Origin of the sequence: Flavobacterium sp. UW10123 (genome assembly GCF_040538975.1) — a bacterium.
GTDB lineage: Bacteria > Bacteroidota > Bacteroidia > Flavobacteriales > Flavobacteriaceae > Flavobacterium.
The window spans coordinates 1-20,579 of the sequence record NZ_JBEWQE010000008.1; the positions used below are offsets into that span (position 1 = coordinate 1).

Here is a 20,579-nt window from a genome sequence, read left to right on the forward strand (position 1 = left end):
AGTGTCTTTAATGATCACTTCCTGGGTCGCCGTTTCTACGTTTCCGTTTCCGTCATCAAAACTCCAGTTAATCGTATAAGTTCCCTGAGCATTATATGTCAGTGGATCCGTCGTTGTTCCAGTAACTGTTCCTTTGCAATTATCAGTTGTAGTCGGAGCCGTCGCTGTTGCAGAGCATTCGCCCGTAACATCGGCTAATGTTGGTTTCACAGGTTTTTCTGTATCACTAACCTTAACTGTAGACACAGCTGAAGTTTGCTCGCAACCTGTTACTGTATTTCTAACTTTAACTTTATAATCTCCATCAGAATTTACAACCAGTGAAGAAGAAGTTTCCCCAGAAATTATAACATTATTTTTATACCAAACATAAGTTGGTGAACTTGCATTTGTCGTTGTGGTTAAAGTAGTTGTTAAGCAAGCCGTTAATGTCCCTCCAATCGAAATCGTTGGATTAGGATTCGTTGTTATATTAACTACATTACTTTTTGAAGTACAGTTCGATGCATTAGTAGCAATAACATAATATCCATTTGCAGCAGAAAGATTGCTCCATTCTAATGCAGAACCATTTCCAGTTTTTGCAGATTGAACAGTTGCATTACTAGAATCATATAATTGATAATTAACGCCATTAGCTGAAGTTGATGAAGAAATTGTTCCATTTCCTCCTGGGGAAACACAAATTGTACTTCCTGTTAACGATAAAGCAACTGGTAATGAATTTACTGTTACTACTGTACCTGCAGATGCTGCACTTGTACAGGTTCCGTTATTAGTTGTAACTGTATATGAACCGCTCGCTGTCGCACTATAAGTTTTATTTGTTGCACTTGGAATCGCAACTCCATCTTTATACCACTGGTTTCCAGATCCTGCAGATGATGTCAGTACAACACTGCCTCCTGAACAGAATGTTGTTCCTGTTGACGCAGCAGAAATTGTTGGTGTTGCAGGTAGTGAATTTACTGTTACTGTAGCGCTAACTGTTAATACTCGACTACAATTCCCATTACTTACGTTAGTTAAATTTAAAGTGCTATTTGAAGTTACATTTGACACTGTAACTGTAGCTTTTCCATCAGATCCTATTGTAACCGTCCCTGAAGCCGCTCCTGTATAAGTAACAGCATTTCCTGAAGTTCCTGATATTGTAAAAACAGCATTTGATCCAGAACAAACAGGACTATTCGAACTAAGAGTCGCTGCAACTGGTAAAGCATTTGGTGTTATTGAAGATGTAGCAGTATTATTGGCACTAGGATCATCCACATTAGATGATGTAATAGTAGCAGTATTAGAATAAGTTCCCGTATCTTTAACTGTGGCAGTTATCGTCAATACCGCACTTGCACCACTATCTAAACCAGAAATTGTCCATATTCCCGAAGTGTTATCATACGAAGTTCCAGCTGAAGGTGAAGAAGAAACATAAGTATACCCCGAAGGAAGTTTGTCTGTAACCGAAACACCTTCTGCATTGGAAGGCCCTAAATTTTTAGCAGTTAAGGTAAAAACAACATTTGATCCCACACATTGACTAGAAACATTAACTGCATTTTCTACAGCAACGTCACTACAAAGTGTAACCGTAATAGGAGTCGATTGTGAACTAACGCCACAAGATAGTGTTGATGTTACAGTATATGAGCCAGACTTGGTAACAGTTATAGTATTTGAAGTTTCTCCCGGAATAACTGTTCCATTATAACGCCATTGATATGGTGCAAAGTTAGCGTCTGTAGTTAATTTTGCCGATTGTTTTAGGCAACCAACTGTACCAATATAGGTTTCTTTAGGCGCCGATGGCTGTTGCGCAAAGTTTGAAAAAAATGCAGCCATCGAATAACCGTTACCTTGCTGAGCAATAGAAACCGTAAGCTTTGAATCACTACTAATAGAAATAGTATTAGGGTTGTTTATCTGAGTTCTATTGAAATCTATTATGTACCAACCTGTATTTCCTAATTGGCGCCTAGTAGTACCTGTTCTAGTTTCTAAATTAGTACCATTTAACATCACAGGATCGTTTTGACTTCTTAACAATACATAACCAAAATAGTCTAATGTTTCATTACCATATCCTTTAAAGGCAGAGGTTTCAACAAAATTAGATCCTCCACAAGCTGATACAGGTGCAATTGTTGAGACATCCACTTCGCACCCATCGGCAGTACCCGAATATACAGCAACATTATTATTTGCTACAATTCTTGATGCCGAAAGCTGCTGGCCAGAAACGCCATTTTGAAAAGTATAAGATTGACCGGCATTTCTTGTTTCTGTTACAGGTGTACCAACTACATTTCCTGTATTACTAAAATTAGTTATTGTAAATGTTGTATTATCTTTTGTCATCACAATAGTCGTCTGCTCGGCCGTATTATTACCTTTTCCTCTTTCCAAGAAATATTCCATCCCTAATACAGATATTGGAGGCAATTGATCAAAAGTTCCGTCTCCACATGCTTCTGGAGTATCTACTCTTACCCCCATATTCATTACAACCTGTCCAGATGACTCCACTAATGAACCAATTGTAGCATTAAATAAATAACTTTGTCCAGCACTCAAAGTAGTTACTACACTTCCGTTCACTTTAATTTGTGTATTATTATTAATCGCCATAACACTATAAAAAGGTCGCTCTCTGGTAGCTGTCCCCATATTTCGGTAATATCCTACTCTAAATTCAACACCTAAACCAGCATCACCAAAACTGGTTAATGAGGCATTCCCTTTAATATAATTGTCTCCTCCTTCACCTATTGCATCAGACGCAACATTTCTTAAGTTAACCGAAACAGCTCCTCCGGGAGTTGTGGCCGTAACTATAAGACCTCTATCATTATAAACCGTATTAGCATCGTTAAATGCTAATCCGTTTGGTTCACCCACAAATCTGTAAACAGCTGGCGTTCCTTTCACAGTGGTTAATGTGCTTGGTACAGCAGAACCATCTGGCTTTGTTATTGAGATGGCATTCCCATTACTCTTTGTTATAGTAAAAGTTACTGGAGTAAGAGAATTAGTAGCAATTATAATTTCATTTGCTTTACTAGTGTACTGCCAAGGTGCAGGCGCAATATAATGTTTTGCAAAAAACTGAGCTGAAGCATTTTGTGCGGTTAGTAATAAAAAAACAATAAAAAAGATTAGTCTAGAAAATCCAGACTTACAAAAAGTAAAGTTACGCATAGACAACTTGAGTTTGTGGAACAGAAATTTTGGACGCTAAAAAACGGATGATCGTTTTTTGCATCTTGATGAGATACGTGAAAAAATATAAAATGGATTTAAAAAAACTAGAAATAGTTTTTTCAAGACTTACATACAAAAAAGGCATTATGTAGACCATTGTCATATAGTAAAATAAAGACTATAAAAGTCTTTCTAGTTTTAAATTAAGTAGATTTGGAAAGCGCGAAAGTATATCGCGAAAGGAAATCGAACATCATTATGCCGACAAAATGCAGATAAACTCGTTAAACAACAATTTTTAACAAATGTTCAACTCTTTTAACATGTTTAAAATGTAACAATTTGATTATGAACAAATCAAAAAGTCTTAAAATTTTACGAATAAAGCATATTCTTACAAAAAAACTGACGAAACAGCAAGAAATCGTAAAGGCATAAAAAATAAGCTTTTACCTATACAAAAAATCATAACTATCTAAAAAACAATACAATAAAAATTACAATACTTCTTATTTTAAAAAATTAATATTACGTTTTAAGCCGTCGAATTTTGTTCTCTTGATAGGTGAATTTTTAAAGACTGTTCGGAAAGTTTCCTCAGTAATCTCTAACCAGTCTTTTTTAGTAAAGGAAAGTAAATCTGGATTAGGATTAAACAAAGGCTCAGAGTGAGGTTTAGAAAATCGATTCCATGGGCAAACATCTTGGCAAGTATCACAGCCAAACATCCATTCATCAAATTTTCCTTTCATCTCTTCAGGAAGATTTTCTTTTAATTCGATTGTATAATAAGAAATACATTTACTTCCATCAACAATATATGGAGCAACAATTGCCTGTGTGGGACAAGCATCAATACAGGCTGTGCAAGAACCACAATGATCTGTGACAGCATAATCATATTCTAATTCTAAATCAATAATAAGTTCGGCTATGAAGTAAAATGAGCCGACCTTTTGAGTGATCAAATTACTGTTTTTTCCAATCCAACCCAAACCGCTTTTGGCCGCCCAAGCTTTATCCAAAACAGGTGCTGAATCAACAAAAGCACGTCCAGAAACTTCGCCAATATTTTCTTGGATAGAATGCAGAAGTTCTTTTAGTTTATCTTTAATTACAAAATGATAATCTTGCCCGTAAGCATATTTAGATATCTTAAAACTTTCATCATTTTGAAAAGAATCTGGATAATAATTCAGTAAAAGCGATACAACACTTTTACCATCATCAACCAATAAAGTCGGATCTAAACGTTTGTCAAAATGGTTTTCCATATAAGCCATCTGACCATTCCGATTATTCTTTAACCAATTTTCAAGTCGAGGAGCTTCTTCCTCTAAAAAACCTGCTTTCGAAATACCGCAAGAAAGAAAACCAAGTCTTTTGGCTTCTTCTTTTATAAATTTCGAATATTTTTCTTTAGAATTTATCATTATCTCTCAGAAAAAACAACTTCAACACCGACAGGTTTTAAGGTAATCAAAGGATTAAAATTGACCGTATTTCGTACTGAATCAACTCTATATTTTTTAATAATATGGGAAATTACCAAAGACATTTCGTAAATAGCAAAGCCAGCACCAATACACATTCTTGGTCCTGCTCCAAAGGGATAAAAATATTGCATAGAATTTTTTTTCTGTTCCCCTACAAAACGATCTGGGTTGAACTGATCTGGATTATCCCAATATTTTGGATTTCGGTGTAACTCATAAAAAGAAACACCAATAAGCGTATCTTTTTTGATATTAAATTTCCCTAAAACATCATCTTCAACATTTTGTCGGTCAGTAATCCAAGCAGGCGGATACAACCGCATTGACTCATTCAAAACCGCATTTATATATGTCATTTTTTGAAGCTGCTCTACTACATTGTCACTTTCCGATTCAACTTTAAGAATTTCTTCAAATACTTTTTGCTGTACATCTAAATGACTTCCTAGCAATTGAAATGTAAAAGTGAGAGCGTTAGCGGTTGTTTCATGTCCAGCTATAAAGAGAATTTTTATTTCATCTATTAATTGTTCAACAGACATACCCTTGCCTGTATCTTCATAGCGAGTTTCCAAAAGCATGTTCAGTAAGTCATTAACTTCATTTTGAGAAGCAACTCTTTCATCTATTATACCTCTAATGATCGCATCGTTTTCCTTTGCCAACTGGAGGTGCTCTTTCACCTGACCACTAATTGAAAACCACCATGCTTTATGTGGCAATCTAATTTCTTTAATTAGAAAATTCTGGACCGTTTCAATAATATATTTTATACGGTTAAGTTTTTCTTCTTCAATAGAAAATTGAAATAATGATTTAGCTACAACATTAAATGCTACTTCACTCATCATAGGAAAAAGATCAACTTTCTTATCAACAACAATTTCTTTTAGCTCAGAAACGATAGTTAGTTTCATGTTGTCAACTAGCTGGTTCATTTTTTGCTTATGAAAAGCAGGCTGAATAAGCCTTCTTTGTTTCAGCCAAAATTCTCCATCAACCGTTAAAAGACCTTTTCCTAAATATTTAGAAAGATAAACAGACTGGAATTTAGATTTATAATAATTCTTCTGATTTTTCTGCAGTATATATTGAGCAACATCATTATCTCTTGATAAGATAATGTGCCTTGATTTTCCAATTCTTATAGAAAATGAATCTCCAAAACTCTCAAAATATTTTTTATGATAGGGTATCGGGTTTCTACGGACACCTTCGGCATCAACAAAAAATCTAAAAATAGAGAGTTTTGACGGATAGTTATATTTTTTACTTAGAGACATTACTATTAATATTAAAATAGCTCGCCTTGATTATTAATATTTACTTTTCCAAGATGTTTATAGGCCTTATCCGTAACTTCTCTACCTCGAGGCGTTCTCATGATGAATCCTTCCTGAATCAAAAATGGTTCATATACTTCTTCGATTGTTTCACTACTTTCACTTACAGCAGTTGCCAAAGTTGAAAGTCCCACTGGACCACCTTTAAATTTGTTAATAATGGTTAGCAATATCTTATTATCCATTTCATCCAGACCGTGAGCATCTACATTAAGTGCTTTTAAGGCATATTTTGAAATTTCTATATCAATTCTACCATTTCCTTTAATTTGGGCAAAATCACGAACACGTCTTAGCAACGCATTAGCAATACGAGGAGTTCCACGACTTCTTCCTGCAATTTCAATCGCAGCTTCCAAATCAATAGGCATTTTTAATATAGATGCACTTCTTTCAACAATAGTGGTTAAAAGTTCAGTGGTATAATATTGTAAACGTGAAGATATTCCGAAACGAGCACGCATTGGAGCCGTTAACAATCCTGATCGTGTTGTTGCACCAATCAAAGTAAAAGGATTTAAATTGATTTGAACCGTTCTTGCATTTGGACCCGATTCGATCATAATATCAATCTTAAAATCCTCCATTGCTGAATATAAATATTCTTCAACAACTGGACTTAAACGATGGATCTCATCTATGAACAAAACATCTCTCTCGTCTAAGTTTGTCAGCAAACCAGCCAAATCACCGGGTTTATCCAATACTGGTCCAGAAGTAATTTTAATGCCAACTTGCAATTCATTTGCCAATATATTTGCCAAAGTTGTTTTCCCTAGACCAGGAGGACCATGAAAAAGTGCGTGATCAAGTGCCTCGCCACGCTGATTAGCCGCAGCAACAAAGACTTTTAAATTTTCTAAAACTTGATCTTGTCCAGCAAAATCATCAAATGACAGCGGACGTAATCTTTTTTCAAGATCTAACTCTTCTGAGTTATATCCTTTAGTAGTAGGATCTAGATTTTCATTCATCCCACAAAGATATATAAACTAATCAGTTTGTAAAATAGTAAAACTGAACGATTAAAAAACTTTAACTAAACAAAAAAGGCTGTCATATCTGACAGCCCTTGATTATTTTTAGTGGTGTAAAACTTCTTCACCTTCTTTCATTGGTACATTTTGAGGAACAAAATCTACATCGTGATTAGGGTTACTATAGTCATACGGCCAACGATATACGTGAGGAATTTCTCCTGGCCAGTTTCCGTGGATGTGTTCAACTGGAGTAGTCCACTCTAAAGTTGTAGATCTCCATGGGTTTTGAACTGCTTTCTTACCGTAGAAAATACTGCTAAAGAAGTTGTATAAGAATACTAACTGGAATGCACCTCCTACAAGAGCAAATGTTGTAATTAAAACATTCACATTTTGTAAATCATCAAATAATGGGAAGTTAGTATTTGTATAGTAACGTCTTGGTAAACCAGCTAATCCGATAAAGTGCATTGGAAAGAAAACTCCATAAGCACAAACTGCTGTAATCCAGAAGTGAATATAACCTAAGTTTTTGTTTAACATTCTTCCGTACATTTTAGGGAACCAGTGGTAAATACCAGCAAACATTCCATAAAGTGCAGAGATACCCATTACTAAGTGAAAGTGAGCAATTACGAAGTAAGTATCGTGAACGTTAATATCTAAAGTACTATCTCCTAAAATGATTCCTGTTAAACCTCCAGTGATGAAAGTAGAAACCATTCCGATAGAGAATAACATAGCAGGGTTAAATTGCAAGTTACCTTTCCATAAAGTTGTAATCCAGTTAAACGCTTTTACAGCAGAAGGGATTGCAATCAATAAAGTTGTAAAAGTAAATACAGATCCTAAGAAAGGATTCATACCTGAAATAAACATATGGTGACCCCAAACGATAGTTGATAAGAATGCAATTGCAAGAACAGACATAATCATAGCTCTATAACCAAAAATTGGTTTACGAGAGTTTGTAGCCATAATTTCAGAAACAAGACCCATCGCTGGTAAGATTACGATGTAAACCTCAGGGTGACCTAAAAACCAGAATAAATGCTCAAACAATACTGGAGAACCTCCTTGATAATGTAAAACCTCTCCTGCAATATAGATATCAGATAAGAAGAACGAAGTACCAAAACTTCTATCAAAAATCAATAACAAAGCTGCAGATAATAAAACTGGGAATGAAATAACACCAATAATAGCTGTTACGAAAAAAGTCCAGATTGTAAGCGGAAGTCTAGTCATAGACATTCCTTTAGTTCTTAAGTTAAGTACAGTAACGATGTAATTTAAAGATCCCATCAATGAAGATGCGATGAAAATAGCCATAGATACTAACCATAATGTCATACCTGTACCAGATCCAGGAATTGCTTGTGGCAATGCACTCAAAGGAGGGTAAATTGTCCATCCTGCAGATGCTGGTCCAGCTTCAACAAATAAAGAACATAACATTACAACTGCTGATAAAAAGAACAACCAGTATGAAATCATATTCATAAATCCAGATGCCATATCTCTTGCTCCAATTTGAAGTGGAATCAATAAGTTACTGAATGTTCCACTTAAACCTGCCGTCAGTACAAAGAATACCATGATGGTACCGTGAATTGTAACTAAAGCCAGATAAATATCATTTGCCATTACACCATCAGGTGCAAATTTATCTCCTAATAAAACATTAAATATTTTGAAAGACTCTTCTGGCCACGCTAATTGCATTCTAAAAAGCAAGGACATTGCAATCCCAATTACTCCCATAACAATACCAGTAATCAAGTATTGTTTAGCAATCATTTTGTGATCAATACTAAAAATATATTTAGTAATGAACGTGTCTTTATGATGATGTTCGTGCTCGTGATCTTGTCCGTGATCGTGACCGTGCGCTTCTGCTGACATATATTTGTACTTTAAATTTTCTTAATAATATTATTTCATCGCAACTTTAGCTACAGCAGCTTTAACAGTATCAACAACTGTTTTAACAGTGTCAATTACTTTTGCAGCAGTATCTGTAGTTGGTGCAGCTCCTTCAGCTGGTTTCTCAGCAGCAGCTGCCGCTTTAATATCTTGAGCTAAAGTAGTTTTCTCACTTAACCATTTTTTGTAATCCTCTGGAGAATCAACTACAACTTTCATTTGCATGTTGTAGTGAGAAGCTCCACAAATTTTATTACATAATAATAGATAATCAAATGTGTAAGGATCTAAAGCTGTACCACCTTTTGCAACTAACTCCGCACTTTTTTCAGCTCTAAGTTTATTGATGTGCGCTACTTTTTCAACCATAAATGGTAATTCTCTATATTCCGCAGTAGTATAAGTTGGAACGAAAGCAAATTCAGTAACCATACCAGGAACACAGTTCATTTGTGCTCTAAAGTGAGGAAAGTAAGCAGAGTGTAACACATCTTGAGAACGCATTTTAAAGTGAACTTTTTTTCCTTTTGGAATATGCAATTCTGAAACTACGATATCATCTTGAGCATTTGGATCTGACATATCAACCCCTAATGTATTTACTCCTTCGATTAAACGTACATTAGCTTTACCTAAAACATTATCTTGTCCTGCATATCTTGCAGTCCATTTAAATTGCTGAGCATATAATTCGATTTCGATTACATCTTCATCTTTATCAACAAACATAATGTTATTCCAAGCGTACAACCCATAAAGAATTAAACAAGCTAAAACAACAGAAGGAATAATACTCCAAATAGCCTCTAATTTATTACTATCAGCAAAGAATAAAGCTTTTTTATCTTTGTTTCCTCTATTTTTAAAAGAAAACCAGTAAAGCAAACCTTGCGTAATAACTTGAACTATGAAGATTAAAACCCAAGTAATGTTCATTAAATTATCTACTAAACCACCATGCTCAGAGGCAGGGGTATGAAGTACCAAATTACCCCATTTTAGTAAACCATAAATCGTAAATATATAAATGAAAGCTAAAAAGCCAAACATGATATATCCCTGAACGTTATTGTCATTATCTGATGCAACCTGCGAATCATCAGAAGACGATCCTACTTGAGTAAGATCAAATATCTTCGTCAATTGCCATAATGCAACCGCTAATAAAACTAAAACTATAATTACCAACAAACTTGTCATCTGTTTACTTCTTTAAATATTAATAATGAAAATGTTTACTTTCTTCGATGAAAGGATTTCTTTTTGCAAGCAAAGGAGATTTAGTTAATGCAGTAAATACAACAAATATAAATAAACCTAAGAAGAAAAGAATCGATGCAATTTCAGGAACTCCAATAAACCATTTGTCTCCTACTGTACCAGGCATGATCATATTAAAGAAATCAACATAATGACCTAATAATATTACAACACCTGCCATAACAATAACCCAGTTAAGACGTTTAAAGTCAGTATTGATTAATATTAATAATGGGAAAACAAAGTTCATAACAACCGCCCCAAAGAAAGGAAGATTATATAACTGAATTCTTGTTACAAAATAAGTTACCTCTTCTGGAATATTAGCGTACCAAATCAACATAAATTGAGAGAACCATAAATAAGTCCAAAATACACTGATACCAAACATGAACTTAGCTAAATCATGGATATGACTTGTATTTACATACTCCAAATATCCTTTAGATTTTAAATAGATAGTTACTAACGCAATAGCTGTAATACCACTTACAAAGAAAGAAGCAAATACATACCATCCAAATAAAGTACTAAACCAATGTGGATCAAAAGACATAATCCAGTCCCAAGACATAATAGACTCAGAAACGATAAAGAATACTAAGAATCCTGCAGATGCTTTGAAATTCTTTTTGTAGTAAAGATCATCATTTGCTTCATCTTGTGCCAAACAGTTTTTTCTAGAAAAGTGACGGTAAATATTCCATCCTAATAAAAAGATAAAAGCTCTTGCAATCCAGAAAGGAAAGTTTAAATACCCCGATTTCCCAGCGATGATAGCATCATAATTTGGGCTCTTAGGATCTGTTACACCTTCACCTAACCATACAAAAATATGATTAAAGTGTAATCCACATAATACTAAAAGTATAAAGAAGATTATAGAACCAGCAGGCAAATATGCTGTTATACCTTGCATAACTCTAAACAAAACTGGAGACCAACCTGCTTGAGCAACTTGTTGGATAGCATAGAAAGCTAAAACTCCCATTGAAAGCAGTAAAAAGAAAATACAAGCTACATATACAGCAGACCAAGGCTTATTTTGCAATTGGTGTAATACGTGCTCTAAATGTTTTTCGTGCTCATTTGCACCAGAAACTTCAGCATGTGCAGCTCCTTTATGAGCGTCATGTGCAGCTTCAGCAGCTTCATGATGACCTGCTTCTTTGTGAGATGCCTCCGCTTTTTCTTCATGTGCAGCACCATGAGAACCATGTTCATCTGCAGCTAGTATTTTTTCAACTTCTTGAATATCTTTTGGTGCACTTAAAAAACCATACCCAATTCCTAATAAACCAACGGCCATTAAGATGATAGAAAAAGTTTTTAATTTACTTGAAAATGTATACATATCTATTACGATCAGTTTGTTCAACAATTATAATTGGCTTCTTAGTTTCAGAACATAGTCAGCAACTAACCAACGTTCGTGAGCACTTAATTGATTTGCATGTGAACCCATTGCATTTAAACCATAAGTCTCAACATGAAAGATACTTCCTTCTGTGATCTCTCTGTCTTTATAGCTAGGTACTCCAAGAAATTTCTCTCTTTCAACCAATTTACCTTTACCGTTTCCAGTTGCACCATGACAACTGATACAGTAAATTTCGAAAAGTTCTTTCCCTTTTCCAGAGTTTTTCTCTTCTTCTGTCAAAGGTGATTTTAAATTAGCTTTTGCTAATTCATAACCAGCAGTTGAATTTTCATATTCATAAGGTTCAAAACCTCTATTGATAGTTCCTGCAACAGGAAGCTGTCCTTCTTTTCCTCCCTTAAATATTTTTGCTTCTGAATATGGCTCGTAAGCAACAGATTCATACATATTTGGGAAATACTGATAGTTCGGTGCCGAATTATTGTGGCAAGATGAAACTAAAATAGTTATACCAACTAAAAGTGTTATTTTATATATCCTTTTCATAGCTACAATTAATTCTTTTCTATTACTTTAACTTCAACAGCTCCAGTTCCTTCGAAGAAAGAAACTAATTCAGCTTCGTTATCATTTACAGCAACCTCCATTAAAAAGTGGTCATCAGTTGTTCTTACATCTGGGTTTTCAGCTTGTTTAAATGGCCATAATCTACTTCTCATGTAAAAAGTAATTACCATTAAGTGGGCTGCAAAAAACACAGTCATTTCAAACATAATTGGCACAAAAGAAGGCATGTTTTGGATGAAACTAAAACTTGGTTTACCTCCAATATCCTGTGGCCAGTCATGAATCATGATATAACTCATCATAGTTGTTGCAACAGAAATACCAACACAACCATATAAAAAAGCACATATTGCTAATCTTGTTGGTGCTAATCCCATGGCTTTATCCAATCCGTGAACCGGAAATGGAGTAAAAACCTCTTCAATATGATGATGAGCAGCTCTAGTTTTCTTTACTGCATTCATCAAAACGTCATCGTCATTATAAATGGCGTATATAACTTTATTACTCATGATGTGAATCTTTACTGTTTGCTCTTTCTCTAATATAATTATCTCCTGTTCCTTTCAAAATTGTTTTAACCTCTGCCTGAGCAATTACAGGGAATGTTCTAGAGTATAATAAAAACAATACAAAGAAGAAACCAATTGTTCCAATGAAAATTCCAATATCAACAAATGTTGGTGAGAACATTGTCCAAGAAGATGGAAGGTAATCTCTATGTAAAGAAGTAACAATAATTACGAATCTTTCAAACCACATACCGATGTTTACAACAATCGAAATGATGAATGAGAACATGATACTTGTTCTTAATTTTTTGAACCACATGAACTGAGGAGAGAACACGTTACATGTCATCATTGACCAATATGCCCACCAGTAAGGTCCAGTAGCTCTGTTTAAGAATGCATATTGCTCATATTCTACACCTGAATACCAAGCTACGAATAACTCAGTGATGTAAGCCACACCAACAATAGATCCAGTAATCATGATAATGATGTTCATTAACTCGATATGCTGCAAAGTAATGTAAGCTTCAAGATTAGATACTTTTCTCATAACGATCAACAATGTATTTACCATCGCGAATCCAGAGAAAACCGCTCCAGCAACGAAGTATGGAGGGAAAATTGTTGTATGCCATCCAGGAATTACAGAAGTAGCAAAGTCCATAGATACAATCGTGTGTACAGAAAGTACAAGTGGAGTTGCTAAACCAGCTAATACTAAAGATACCTCTTCAAAACGTTGCCAGTCTTTTGCTCTACCGCTCCATCCAAAACTTAAGATAGAATAAACTCTTTTATTAAAAGGAGTAATAGCTCTATCACGAAGCATTGCAAAGTCAGGTAATAAACCAGTCCACCAGAAAACTAATGAAACTGAAAGATACGTTGAAATCGCGAATACGTCCCAAAGTAATGGTGAGTTAAAGTTTACCCATAAAGATCCAAATTGGTTTGGAATAGGTAATACCCAATATGCTAACCATGGACGTCCCATGTGAATGATTGGGAAAAGACCCGCTTGTACTACTGAGAAAATAGTCATAGCTTCAGCAGAACGGTTGATGGCCATTCTCCAACGTTGACGGAAAAGTAATAATACCGCAGAAATTAATGTTCCGGCGTGACCAATACCAACCCACCAAACGAAGTTAGTAATATCCCAAGCCCAGCCAACTGTTTTATTTAATCCCCATGTTCCGATACCGGTAGATACGGTGTAAATTATACAACCTAACCCCCAAAGGAAGGCTATTAATGCGATTGAAAATACAATCCACCATTGCTTGTTTGCAGGTCCTTCAACAGGTGCTGCTACATCTACAGTTACATCGTGATAAGATTTATCACCTATAACTAAAGGTTTTCTAATGGGTGCTTCGTAGTGAGACGACATAATCCTTTATATTGTTTCTTAATTAATAATTTTACTAAGTATTTCTAACTTTAACATGGTAAACCACATTAGGTTTTGTACCTACATGCTCTAATAAGTGGTATGATCTTTCGTCAGCAGCTAATTTAGCAACTTTACTTTCTTTATCATTTACATCACCAAATATCATCGCTCCTGAAGAACAAGCACTAGAACAAGCTGTTTGGAATTCACCGTCTCTAACTGGACGACCTTCATTTTTAGCTTTTAATTTAGTAGCTTGTGTCATTTGGATACACATAGAACATTTCTCCATAACACCACGAGAACGTACGTTAACGTCTGGGTTAAGAACCATACGTCCTAAATCATCGTTCATATGATAATCGAACTCGCTGTTTTTGTTGTATAAGAACCAGTTAAAACGACGTACTTTATATGGACAGTTGTTTGCACAGTAACGAGTACCAACACATCTGTTGTAAGCCATATGGTTTTGCCCCTCACGACCGTGAGAAGTTGCAGCAACAGGACAAACTGTTTCACAAGGTGCGTGGTTACAGTGTTGACACATTACAGGCTGGAATGCAACTTGAGGATTATCTCCCGCTTTTTCCATTTCATTAAATGTAGATAATGAACTAGATAAACCAGCAATTCCTTCTTTTCTTTCATTATCACCTTCAAAAGTACTTTCAGAAGAATAGTATCTATCGATACGTAACCAGTGCATATCACGGCTTCTTCTTACCTCTGCTTTACCTACAACAGGAACGTTGTTTTCAGCGTGACAAGCGATAACGCAAGCTCCACATCCAGTACAAGCATTTAAGTCGATTGAAAGATTAAAGTGGTGACCAGTTGTGCGATCAAATGATTCCCAAAGATCTACAGTAGTAGCCTCAACTTCTTGGTGATCTAAAGATACCATTGGTTTTTCATTCCAATGTTCAGCATCTTTAGTATTGAATATTTCTAAAGTAGTTTCTTTAATAATATCTCCCCTACCCATTAAAGTTTTCTGACCTTGAACACAAGCGAACTCGTGTACTCCACCAGCTTTAGCGATAGAAACAGATTGAACATTATTGAAACCTTTATATAAAGCGTAAGCATTTAAACCTACTTGCATTTCTTCTTTAAGAGCTGCTTTACGTCCGTAACCAAGAGCTAGACCTAAAGTACCAACTGCTTGACCTGGCTGAACGATAACTGGAACGTTTTCTAACTTTGCTCCGTCTACTGTAATAGTAGCATAACTACCATTTAAACCTCCGTTTGCAACAATTTCGTTAGACAAACCAAGTTTCTTAGCATCTGCATTAGAAACCGTCACATAGTTATCCCAAGAAACTCTTGTAATTGGATCTGGAAACTCTTGCAACCATGGGTTGTTAGCATGTTGTCCATCTCCTAATCCTGTTTTAGTATATAATACTAATTCGAATTCACCAGCAGATTTAGATTTTGCAACAGCATTTGCAGCAGTAGCAGCATCAATAGCTCCTCCTGATAATGCTGAAGCTCCTAAAACAGCTACACCATCGTGCAATACTTTATTCCAAGAAGCACCTGCAGTATAAGCTCCAGAATTTGCTTTTAAGTAGTCATAATAAGTACCTGCAGTACCGTTTACTGACAATAAAACATCTTGAAATTGTTTTGTATTGAAGATCGGACGAATTGTAGGCTGAGTTAAGCTATATGTTCCGCTTGTAAGCTCAAGATCTCCCCAAGATTCTAAATAGTGAGGAGCAGGAGCAGCAATTGAAACAATTGATGCAGTTTCATCTTCTTTCAATGAAAAAGCAACCGAAGTTTTAACTTTTTTCAATCCAGATACAAAAGAAGCTGAATCAGCTAAAGTGTAAACAGGATTAACTCCACTCATAATTAAAGTGTGAACACTTCCAGCATTCAAATCTTTAATTAACTGTGCAACTGCAGCATCAGATCCTTTTCTAATTTGTCTGGCTCCAGCAGTACTAAAAGCTTCACTAGCCAATACTTGATTGATAGCTAAAACTAATAATTGAGCATTTTTATCTTCAATTCCAGATACTAAAACTCCTTTTGAACCAGCAGCTTTAAGCTGTTGTGCAGCTTTTACTACTTCAGTTTTAAAGTTTCCTTCTAAAGCTACAGGAACAGAAGCACCTACAACAATATTATAAATTTGAACTAAAGCTTGCTTTTGAGCAGCTACAGTCATTGGAACACGCTTATCAGCAGCAGCTCCAGATAATGTCATGTTTGATTCAAACTGAAAGTGACGAGACATTTTTCCATTTTGAGGAATACGTCCTTGTGCATATCCAGCATCATATCCTCCACCTTGCCAATCTCCTAAGAAATCAGCTCCAACAGATACGATTAAAGAAGCTTTTGAAAAATCATAATCAACTAAAGCTCTTTGACCGTAAACAGATTCAAAAGCATCTAAAGCCTCAGATGATGAAACTGCATCATATACAACGTGCTTAGCGTTTGGATTTTTTGCAATAAACTCTCCAATTAATTTTTCTGTAGATGGACTTGCTAAAGTATTAGTCAATAATACCACTTGTCCACCTTTAGCTTTTGCATCTGCTAAACTAGATTTGATTTTCAAATCAATAGCTGACCAAGAAGAATCTTTACCTTCTACTTTTGGCTCTTTTAAACGAGTACTATCATACAAACCTAAGATAGAGGCATGAATTCTAGCATTTGCAGAAAACTTAGCTCCCGCAATTGTATTGTTTTCAATTTTAATTGGACGACCCTCACGAGTTTTCACCAAAAGATTAGCAAAATCAAATCCATCAAAAACTGTAGTTGCATAATAATCTGCAACACCAGGAATGATTTGTTCTGGTTGCAATACATAAGGGATAGACTTGTGAACAGGACCTTCGCAAGCAGCTAATGTTACAGCCGCTGTACTAAACCCTACGTACTTTAAAAAGTCACGACGTGAAGTTCCTGATGTAGCTAAAGCTTCCGCATTACCTAAAAACTCATCAGTAGGAATTTCTTCAACAAATTCGTTATTTCTAAGCGCCTCAACAATAGAGCTATTTTCTAGCTCTTCAACACTTTTCCAGTATTTTTTGTTTGATGACATTGTATATATATATTAAAATCTTAATAAATCGATTAATAGTGGCATTTACCACACTCTAAACCTCCCATTTGCGCTGCAGTTAATTTCTCTACACCGTATTTTTTAGAAAGTTCAGCATGAATTTTGTCATAGTAAGCATTACCTTCCATCTTAACATCAGTTTTTCTATGGCAATCAACACACCATCCCATTGTTAATTTAGAGTATTGCTTCATGATTTCAAATTCTTGCACTGGTCCGTGACAAGTTTGACATTCAATACCAGCAACAGTAACGTGTTGTGAGTGGTTGAAGTAAACAAAGTCAGGTAAGTTGTGAATACGAACCCATTTTACAGGCATTGTTTTTCCAGTATAAGCCTGTTTAGTCTTATCCCATCCAACAGCATCATATAATTTTTGAATTTGAGCATCGTAGAATGCTTTACTGTACTCTGGAGTAGCAGTAGTTTCAGCAACTTCTGAAATGTTTTTATGACAGTTCATACAAACATTCAAAGAAGGAATACCAGCTGTTTTACTTACACGAGCAGCAGAGTGGCAATATTTACAATTGATTTCGTTATCACCAGCATGAATTTTGTGAGAGTAGTGAATTGGCTGAATTGGCTCATAATTCTGATCTACACCTACTTGCATTAAGTATCCGTAAACAAAATAACCACTAGCCAAAAGCAAGAAGATTGCAGTTACTAAAACTAAGAATTGGTTTTTAGCGAAAGCTTTCCAGATTGGAAGTCTTTCTTCTTTTGGAGCAACCTCAATACCGTTTTTATTTGCAACTTTAGTTAAAACCTTGTTCACCATGAACAACATCACAACTAAAATAGCCATAACAAGAGCAAGAGCCCCTAAAATAATATTATTCGAAATAGCACCATCCTGAACATTTGTTCCCGGAGGAGTTGCAGCGCCACCTGCAGCAGCAGCTGGTTCAGCTTTAGGTTCAGAAGTATAAGCTAAAATGTTATCAATATCTCCTTCAGACAATTGAGGAAAAGAAGTCATAACAGCTTTGTTATTTTCCTCAAAAAGTTTAACAGCAACAGCATCACCTGACTTAATCATGTCAGAACTGTTATGCACCCACTTGTAAATCCAAGCTTTGTCATGCTTATCAGCAACCCCCCTTAAAGCAGGACCAGTTGATTTAGCATCTAATTTGTGACATGCAGCGCAATTTGCATTAAAAAGTTCTTTCCCTTTTACTGGATCACCGCCTCCTGCAGCTGGAGCAGCCGCAGCAGCCTCAGGCGCCGCCGGAGCAGGAGCATCTTGAGCAAATGAAGTTAGGGAGAAAATTAACGTTAGCGATAAGCCAAACAGCAATTTTCTTGAGATCGAATTATGGTTACCCACCTTTTTCATATAGTATAAATAATTGTCTACTAATTTTTGGTATGATTTTTTCTGTACTAAATCCAGCAAAAACCTATACCCTCTTTTAAAACTTGCACAAAAATACGACTTATGAGCTATTCTCAAAACCTTAAAATAGTCTTAATTATCAATTTATATCAATTCTAAATAATATTAAAATTTTACACTCAAACTTTAAATAGTATTTTTGCATAAAAACCATCACATTATGAGAATTTTAAGTCCTTCAAAAAGCCTTTTATTAACAATTACAACGATTGCTTTTGCACACAATATTAATGCGCAAGACCAAAATTTAACATTGAATCAAGATCCTAAATTTGAGCAATTACTAAACGAGAAGCGCAAAATTAACACGTCAATAAATACAAACGATACCTATAGAATCCAAATTTTTAGTGGTAAAAGCGACGAGGCAAAAAAAACGTTATCGGATTTCAAAAGAGAAAACTCAAACATTGACGGAACTATTATTTTCAGCACTCCAAATTACAAAGTGATTGTTGGAAATTTTAAGACTAGAATAGAAGCCGAAAGAAATTTGGCGGAAATCAAAAAAAGATATAAAAGTGTCTTCTTACTCAAACCAGGCAAGTAATTCATTTGGAAATAAAAAAAGCGAGATTTTTACATCTCGCTTTTTTTATAATTTTTACAACTGTTAAATTTAGTTTACCACTTTGATTCCGCTAGCTAAAAAACGTATTTTTTCTTTTGGATTTTTAATCGCATCTATCTCCGTATTTGTTTTTTTAGCATCTTTTGCATAATGCTTAAGCTCGTCAACAGATGTAACTTTTCTCTCTGCACTTCCCTCTAAAACTACAATTTTTCCCTTTAACGCTATCGGTACAAAAAAAGCATAATCTTTCATTTTAACAAAGAAAGAAGTTCCTTGTTCCGCCCTAATACTAATCCAACAACCTTTTTTCAGACAAACATCCGTCACTTCACCTTTTACTGTAACACTTTCTATTTTGTCTACAGCTTTTAATTTTTTTTCGAGTTCTACAACCGAAATCGACTTAGTCACAAAAGCCTCCGAAACGTCTTGTCCATAATAATCCCCAACTAGAGCATTTCCAACTGGCGGAGAAGGTTTTTCAACGTTTTCCTGCGAAAAAGACAATGTAGAAAAACTTACAAAAAGCAAGGTAGTATATATTAAAACTCTTTTCATATTTACCTCATTTATATCCAAAAATAATATAAAAATTTGAAATATCTCTCAAATTCACAACCACTTCATTTTATTCCGAATTAGAATCAAAAATCTGCTGTATCTCTTTTTCAACACCATTCCAATCAGTCAAAAAATCTGAATTAGTCCACAAACAATCAACAGCAGCCTTCCCCATAACTCTGCCCATCTTTACATCGCTATCCCAATGCGCATTACAAACAACACGGCTCTCACCAAAGTCATGTCCGCGTTTCAAAATTTCTTTCTCCTTTTTTGGGAAAAGCTTAATTAAAACCTATGACCATGCCCAACCAACAGCAGCATGGCCCGAGGGAAACGAGCTTACTTTATACAATATATTTTCTTGATCTGGAGTACATGTCTTTTGATTATTAACCATAAATGGACGCTTACGCTTATAATGATTTTAGCTGCATAAGTAGACAGTCCCGCATCTGTCATTACTCTTCGCATCAGTATATAAAGCTTAGGAGTTTTTGATTCACTAATTTCCACACCAATGATTGGTTCAAATGATTTAATCGCAAAAGGAAAGGACAAATCCGCATCTCTTGCCGCTTGCAAAAGGCGTTCTTCATCTTTAGATTCCAAAGCTCTTCTAGCATATTCTAAATCCAATTCAAAAAGATTGGAGTTGTGTTTAGGAGGCGGCGATAGCAAAAGAAGACTATTTGGTATTTCTGCTTCAGATAAATATCCCTCTAGCAAAGCTGGCATAATTTCTCTTAACTGCTGAACATTTGCAAAATTATTAACAGAATTCTATGATTTCAAATGCCCGCCAAGAATTATATTTACAATATGGCCTACCCTTATCCTCATATCAATACAAATATTTTATCCAACAAA

Annotated in this window: 16 protein-coding genes; 1 reads left to right on the forward strand and 15 read right to left on the reverse strand. The window is 35.2% G+C overall.

All coding sequences use genetic code 11. From position 1 onward, the window contains the following. From ABXT06_RS10310 to ABXT06_RS10365, 12 genes are all read right to left on the reverse strand, one after another. The coding region (locus ABXT06_RS10310) for an Ig-like domain-containing protein (protein ID WP_354590692.1) at positions 1-3,198 on the reverse strand (3,198 nt) is incomplete at its 3' end. Between the two features lie 512 nt (positions 3,199-3,710). Beyond that, positions 3,711-4,634: a tRNA epoxyqueuosine(34) reductase QueG gene (gene queG, locus ABXT06_RS10315; RefSeq protein ID WP_354590693.1), complete on the reverse strand. Its 924-nt coding sequence runs from the start codon at positions 4,632-4,634 to the stop codon at positions 3,711-3,713. Then, positions 4,634-5,980, reverse strand: coding sequence for a cytochrome P450 (locus ABXT06_RS10320; RefSeq protein ID WP_354590694.1), 1,347 nt, complete (start codon positions 5,978-5,980; stop codon positions 4,634-4,636). Before ABXT06_RS10320 ends, queG begins: the two co-directional genes overlap by 1 nt. 11 nt (positions 5,981-5,991) lie before the next feature. Further along, positions 5,992-7,014, reverse strand: a complete 1,023-nt coding sequence (ruvB, locus tag ABXT06_RS10325; protein WP_354590695.1) for a Holliday junction branch migration DNA helicase RuvB — start codon at positions 7,012-7,014, stop codon at positions 5,992-5,994. A gap of 108 nt (positions 7,015-7,122) precedes the next feature. Then, positions 7,123-8,925, reverse strand: a complete 1,803-nt coding sequence (locus tag ABXT06_RS10330) for a cytochrome c oxidase subunit I (protein WP_354590696.1) — start codon at positions 8,923-8,925, stop codon at positions 7,123-7,125. 30 nt (positions 8,926-8,955) lie between these two features. Continuing rightward, positions 8,956-10,146 (reverse strand): cytochrome c oxidase subunit II, encoded by a 1,191-nt coding sequence (locus ABXT06_RS10335; protein WP_354590697.1) that lies wholly within the window; start codon positions 10,144-10,146, stop codon positions 8,956-8,958. Between the two features lie 19 nt (positions 10,147-10,165). Then, complete coding sequence (locus tag ABXT06_RS10340; protein WP_354590698.1) at positions 10,166-11,560, reverse strand: quinol:cytochrome C oxidoreductase; 1,395 nt, start codon at positions 11,558-11,560, stop codon at positions 10,166-10,168. 27 nt (positions 11,561-11,587) lie between these two features. After that, positions 11,588-12,133, reverse strand: a complete 546-nt coding sequence (locus ABXT06_RS10345; protein ID WP_111379237.1) for a c-type cytochrome — start codon at positions 12,131-12,133, stop codon at positions 11,588-11,590. An 8-nt stretch (positions 12,134-12,141) separates the two neighbouring features. Further along, positions 12,142-12,666, reverse strand: a complete 525-nt coding sequence (locus ABXT06_RS10350) for a DUF3341 domain-containing protein (protein ID WP_073407899.1) — start codon at positions 12,664-12,666, stop codon at positions 12,142-12,144. After that, positions 12,659-14,062: an NrfD/PsrC family molybdoenzyme membrane anchor subunit gene (gene nrfD / locus ABXT06_RS10355; RefSeq protein ID WP_008466839.1), complete on the reverse strand. Its 1,404-nt coding sequence runs from the start codon at positions 14,060-14,062 to the stop codon at positions 12,659-12,661. Before nrfD ends, ABXT06_RS10350 begins: the two co-directional genes overlap by 8 nt. Positions 14,063-14,096: 34 nt before the next feature. After that, the gene (locus ABXT06_RS10360; protein WP_354590699.1) at positions 14,097-17,147 is read right to left on the reverse strand and encodes a TAT-variant-translocated molybdopterin oxidoreductase; all 3,051 of its coding nucleotides are present in this window, start codon (positions 17,145-17,147) and stop codon (positions 14,097-14,099) included. 32 nt (positions 17,148-17,179) lie between these two features. Further along, positions 17,180-18,514, reverse strand: coding sequence for a c-type cytochrome (locus ABXT06_RS10365; protein WP_354590866.1), 1,335 nt, complete (start codon positions 18,512-18,514; stop codon positions 17,180-17,182). A gap of 220 nt (positions 18,515-18,734) precedes the next feature. Between ABXT06_RS10365 and ABXT06_RS10370 the strand changes: the two genes are divergently transcribed. Continuing rightward, positions 18,735-19,124, forward strand: coding sequence for an SPOR domain-containing protein (locus tag ABXT06_RS10370; RefSeq protein WP_111379241.1), 390 nt, complete (start codon positions 18,735-18,737; stop codon positions 19,122-19,124). A gap of 69 nt (positions 19,125-19,193) precedes the next feature. On the opposite strand, the gene ABXT06_RS10375 is transcribed toward ABXT06_RS10370, so the two are convergent. The 3 genes from ABXT06_RS10375 to ABXT06_RS22750 form a co-directional block, all read right to left on the reverse strand. Then, positions 19,194-19,706: a DUF4920 domain-containing protein gene (locus tag ABXT06_RS10375; RefSeq protein ID WP_354590700.1), complete on the reverse strand. Its 513-nt coding sequence runs from the start codon at positions 19,704-19,706 to the stop codon at positions 19,194-19,196. Between the two features lie 70 nt (positions 19,707-19,776). Continuing rightward, complete coding sequence (locus tag ABXT06_RS10380) at positions 19,777-19,965, reverse strand: phosphatase PAP2 family protein (protein WP_354590701.1); 189 nt, start codon at positions 19,963-19,965, stop codon at positions 19,777-19,779. An 86-nt stretch (positions 19,966-20,051) separates the two neighbouring features. Then, a complete protein-coding gene (locus ABXT06_RS22750) occupies positions 20,052-20,447 on the reverse strand; it encodes a phosphatase PAP2 family protein (protein ID WP_502909024.1) in 396 nt (131 codons plus the stop codon). Positions 20,448-20,579 lie beyond the last annotated feature (132 nt).